The following is a 4,827-nucleotide window of genomic DNA, read 5'->3' on the forward strand; positions in this document are numbered from 1 at the left end:
CAGTCACGATTTTCTTGCCCGCCGATAAATGCCCACCCGACGAGGATACGCCTTCAGCGGGATACAGCCCGCCTGCAAGTATTTCGATCGTTCCGCTGGCTGGGATCAGGCAGAAATGAGAAGCGGCCCAGAAAATCACAGCAATCCGCTGCAATGCGGCACTGACTACACTAGACAATTTTCACGTGCGGACAGGCAGGTCCCGCGAATATGTTGGCGGACATGTGGGATAGTTCGGTCTCTAGCCGCCCGAGACTGGCGTGGACTGTTTGGCGGCGACGCGGTGCTTGAGATCGATCCGGTCGCGCGAGGATACGGCCAGTAAATCGGCAGCGCGCCAGACCACGTTGTCCTCGAACTCGCTGACCTGACCGTCGGCGTACACCAATTCCCACATCATCTCGACAATGCGCAACCGCCCGGCGTCGTCGACCGAACGCATGATGACGCTGGTGAAATGGTAGAGGTCGACGGCCTCGCCTTCGACCAGGGTTGCGGACGCGATCAGTCTATCGGCAGTTCCACGATCGAGCCCGAAGCTATTTTCGATCAGGCCGTGAAGCTTGTGTTTTTCGGCCTCGGAGGGTTCGCCGTCGAGCGAAATGACGTGTACGAGCAGCGCGGTCGCCGCCAGGCGATAGTCGGTGTCGTCGAAATCGCGCGGTTCATGGGCGGGGGAAATAACCTCTGCGATGAATTGGCGTAGCCCGTCGAGCATCAATGGTTCCTGATTAGCTTCAGTTAAAGTCTATATGGCGCGGAACGTGAACTCGCGCAATCGGCGCGCGTTCCAGCACTCATTACCTTTCTGTGATACTCGTCACTGCAACGGGTAGCGCGAATGCGCGCCCGATGACAGGCTCCGCAAAGCAATCCAGTCTCCAACGCGGGTAAGTGTCTGGATTCGTCGCTGCCGCTCCTGGCAATGACGAGCATTTCCTAGGGTATCTCGTACACCAGAACCTTGTCGGCGATCCCGCGCAACGCCGCCTGCTTCTGAATCGGCTCGATCGCCCGTTTTTGCAGCATCGCCAGTACCTCGGGCGTCTCGACCACGCCGCCGGTGACGTGGATGGATTGGGAGGTGGCAAGCCCCTGAACCCGCGCCGCGATGTTGACGGTCTGGCCGAAATAATCCTGCCGTTCGTTGAGCATGACCGCGAGGCAGGGGCCTTCGTGAATGCCGATCTTGACGACGAGATCGTCGGTGCCGCGCTCGGCATTGAGCGCATCCATGGCCGCGCGCATCCGCAAGCCCGCGGCAATCGCATGCTCCGGCTTGATGAAGGTCGCCATCACGGCGTCGCCGATGGTCTTCACCACCGCGCCCTTCTCCGATGCGATGATCTCGAGCAGCGCCCGGAAATGCGCGCGCACCAGATCGAAGGCGGCAAGATCTCCGACGCGCTCATAGAGCGCCGTCGAACCCTTGAGGTCGGTGAACAGGAAGGTCAGCGAGGTGATCTTCAGGCGCTGATCGATGTGGAGATTGTCGGCCTTGAACACGTCACGGAAGGTCTGGTTGGACAACATGCGCTTGGCGGTGAGAAACGGCCGGCGCTTGCCGAGCAACTCATGCAATTCGTCCGCCGCGATGAACACCGTCGGCAGCGTCCGCACGCCGGCCTGATTATCGAGCGAAAGCCGCAACGGGCCCGGACGCAGCGTGATCGACCCCGTCGGCGGGTGCGACTTGTTGTAGACCAGCGAAAGCTGCTGGCGTTCTTTGGTCGGCTCGCCCTGCACGTCGATGAAATGCGCCGAATGCGTCACCGGTTCGAACGCGATCACGAATTGCGGCGGCAGTTGCAACGACATTACCGCCCGCTCGCCGGCCGGCAGCTCCAGCGAATCGATCGTCGCCTTGTCGGTCAGCGTGGTGAAGAACTCCATGTTGAGATCGATGCCGGAACTCCAGAACACCTGCTTGTAGTATTCCCACAGCGGCAAGGTGCCGGGATCGTGGGCGGCGATACGCCTTATCTTCGGGCTGACCGTGAAGGCGACCTCCACCTGCTCGTCGACGGAAGGCTCGTAGCCGCAGGCGCATAGTCCGCAATGGTAGTCTTCGCTGCGCAGCGATTTCAGCGTGTCATGGGCATCGAGCACGCCGCCACATCCGGGGCACAGCACGTTCCAGGTCAGATCGAACAGGCCGAGCCGCGAGGCATGCAGGAATCCCGAGATCGCCAGCTCCTCATCGAGGCCGTTGGCTCGCGAAAATTCCAGAACGTTGACGCGGTTGAGTTCGTGGTCCTCGCCATTCTCGATGAGACGCGCGATCGCATCCGCGACCGCCGGATCGGCGGTCTGCTTCAACACGGAAAACTGGGCCTTTAACTCACTCATGATCTTTGGCCCTGCCTGGATCGACGAAGTACGGCTACTGGCGCGGCGTGATCTGGAACATCGGCGAGCGGTCCGGCTGCGTCGTGACCACCCCCATCGGCATGATGGGCTCCTTGTCCAGAAGCGTGACGCGAAACGCCGCGATGATCCGCGCCAGCGCCAATGTGGCTTCCACCAGCGCGAAGTGCGCGCCGATGCAAACCCGCGGCCCGGCGCCGAACGGCAGATAGGCGAAGCGATCGGGCGGCGGCGCCGGGGCCAGGAAACGTTCAGGCACGAACGCATTCGGGTCGCGCCAGAGTTTTTCGTGACGGTGCAACAGCCACGGCGCAATCAGGATCACGTCATTCCTGGCGATGGCCATGCCCGCGATCTCATCGGCGCCCAGCGCCGAGCGTGCGATCAGAAACGCGGGCGGATAAAGCCGCATCGTCTCGTCGACCACGGCGCGGGTGAACTTCAACCGGCCGAGATCCGCCTCGCCATCGGCCGGAACCTGCCTTGCCTCGGCCGCGAGCTGCTCCTGCGCGACCGGATCGAGCGCCAGCAAATACAACGACCAGAACAGCGCCGTGGCGGTGGTTTCGTGGCCGGCGAGGATCATGGTCGCGACCTGATCACCGAGTTGCGCGTCGCTGAAGGCCTCGTTGGTTTCAGGGTCGCGCGCGGTTTCCATCAGATCGAACAGATCGCGCGCCGGCGCGCCCTGCAGCTTTCCGGCGGCGCGGCGCTCCGCCATCAGCTGGCCGATAAAGCGTGTCCATCGCTTGCGGAAGCGGGCCCGCGAGAAATCCCGCGGCGCGAGCCAATTCAACGGCAACACCAGATCAAGGAAATGCGGCCGCGCCAGCCGGTCACCATACTCCATCACGAAGTCCCGCAAGGTCGCGCCGTGGCGCTCCATGCCGAATGAAAACATGGTGCGGCCGGCGATCTCGAGCGTCATGCGCTGCATTGTCTCGCGCAGATCGACGGGGCCATTGCTGATGCGCCGCAGGTTCGCGATCGTATCATCGGTTACCGCGACCATGTGCGGAACGAGCGTTCCGACCGCGCGCGGTGTAAAGGCCGGCGCCAACGTACGCCGCTGATGTTTCCAGGTCCGGCCTTCGGCGATCAAGAGGCCCTCACCCAGGATCGGGCGCAGCACGCGGAACCCGGCCGGCGTGCGCGAATAGTTCTCGTAATTGTCGACCAGCACGTGGCGGATCGCATCCGGCGTATTGAGGATGAAACTAGAGTTCAGAAGGAAGCGGCCGCGGACAACGTCGTCCTCATAGGCGCGCTGGCCCCAGGTTCCGATCGCGCTTTCGCGCATCGCTGCCAGGCGCTGGAGCGTCGTCATGCTCTCCGGCGCCCGCGGCGGGCTCGGAGGAACCAGTCGCCGGCGTGTGGCCGGGATGTCCCAGGTTTCGGCTATGCTCACGGATGTCGTCCTCGCAACTCAGAGATGGGCTAAGCCCGTCCGCATTTCGACCCTATCAGCTTCAAAATCCGGGCGCCATGAAGACGCCTCGGGTGGCGGGCACGATCCCCGTGTTGTGGCGGCCCTCAACTATCCCAGGCATTTTGCCCCGGCAAAACACGGCCTTAGCCCGCTGACTACTGGACAGGCACAGACCGGAGCAGGCATCACTGTTTCTTGAAGGAATCAAGCCGGCCGCAGCGGAAGACGTCATGACCGAACAGCCAAAGCGAGCGATGTTAGCCGCCGACGGTATCTCAGCGCCGCTGCGGCATCTCGCGTTCCGGCGGATCTGGTCGGCGAGCCTGTTGTCCAATCTCGGCCTGTTGATCCAGGCCGTCGGCGCCGCCTGGGCGATGACCCAGATGACCCCGTCTGCCGACAAGGTCGCGCTGGTGCAAACCGCGCTGATGCTGCCGGTGATGCTGATTGCGATGCCCGCCGGCGCCATCGCCGACATGTATGACCGCCGCATCGTCTCGCTGATATCGTTGTCGATTGCGCTATTGGGCGCGAGCGCGCTGACCGCGCTGGCGTGGCTCGGTCTCATGACGCCGAACAGCCTGCTCGCATTGTGCTTCGTCGTCGGCAGCGGCATGGCGCTGTTCGGTCCGGCCTGGCAATCTTCGGTCAGCGAACAGGTGCCGGCCGCTATGTTGCCCGCCGCCGTGGCGCTGAACGGCATCAGTTACAACATCGCGCGCAGCTTCGGACCGGCGATCGGCGGTATCGTCGTCGCTACCGCGGGCGCGGTGGCCGCGTTCGCCGCCAATGCTTTCCTCTATATTCCGCTGGCGGTGGCGCTGTTTATCTGGCGCCGCGAAAGCGCGCCGTCGAGGCTGCCGCGCGAGCGGCTTAACCGCGCGATCGTCTCCGGCGTGCGCTACATCGCCAACTCCCCGGCAATCAAGATCGTGCTCGCGCGCACGCTCGTGACGGGCCTGATCGGCGGGTCGATATCGGCGCTGATGCCGCTCGTCGTGCGCGACCTTCTGCACGGCGGCGCGCAGACC

General features: G+C 63.4%; 4 protein-coding genes. 1 reads left to right on the forward strand and 3 read right to left on the reverse strand.

What is annotated here, in order from left to right; genetic code table 11:
* Window positions 1–241: 241 nt before the first annotated feature.
* From WB528_RS27305 to WB528_RS27315, 3 genes are all read right to left on the reverse strand, one after another.
* A complete protein-coding gene (locus WB528_RS27305; protein ID WP_423892457.1) occupies window positions 242–718 on the reverse strand; it encodes a TerB family tellurite resistance protein in 477 nt (158 codons plus the stop codon).
* A 221-nt stretch (window positions 719–939) separates the two neighbouring features.
* Window positions 940–2,349, reverse strand: a complete 1,410-nt coding sequence (locus WB528_RS27310) for an adenylate/guanylate cyclase domain-containing protein (protein ID WP_423892458.1) — start codon at window positions 2,347–2,349, stop codon at window positions 940–942.
* A gap of 34 nt (window positions 2,350–2,383) precedes the next feature.
* Window positions 2,384–3,775 carry a cytochrome P450 gene (locus WB528_RS27315; RefSeq protein WP_423892459.1) on the reverse strand — a complete coding sequence of 464 codons (1,392 nt, stop codon included), beginning with the start codon at window positions 3,773–3,775 and terminating at the stop codon, window positions 2,384–2,386.
* Window positions 3,776–4,026: 251 nt separating this feature from the next.
* Between WB528_RS27315 and WB528_RS27320 the strand changes: the two genes are divergently transcribed.
* Window positions 4,027–4,827, forward strand: an 801-nt coding sequence (locus WB528_RS27320) for an MFS transporter (RefSeq protein ID WP_423892460.1), incomplete at its 3' end; no start/stop codon positions are given.

It is taken from the genome of Bradyrhizobium sp., assembly GCF_049586575.1.
Classification (GTDB): domain Bacteria; phylum Pseudomonadota; class Alphaproteobacteria; order Rhizobiales; family Xanthobacteraceae; genus Bradyrhizobium.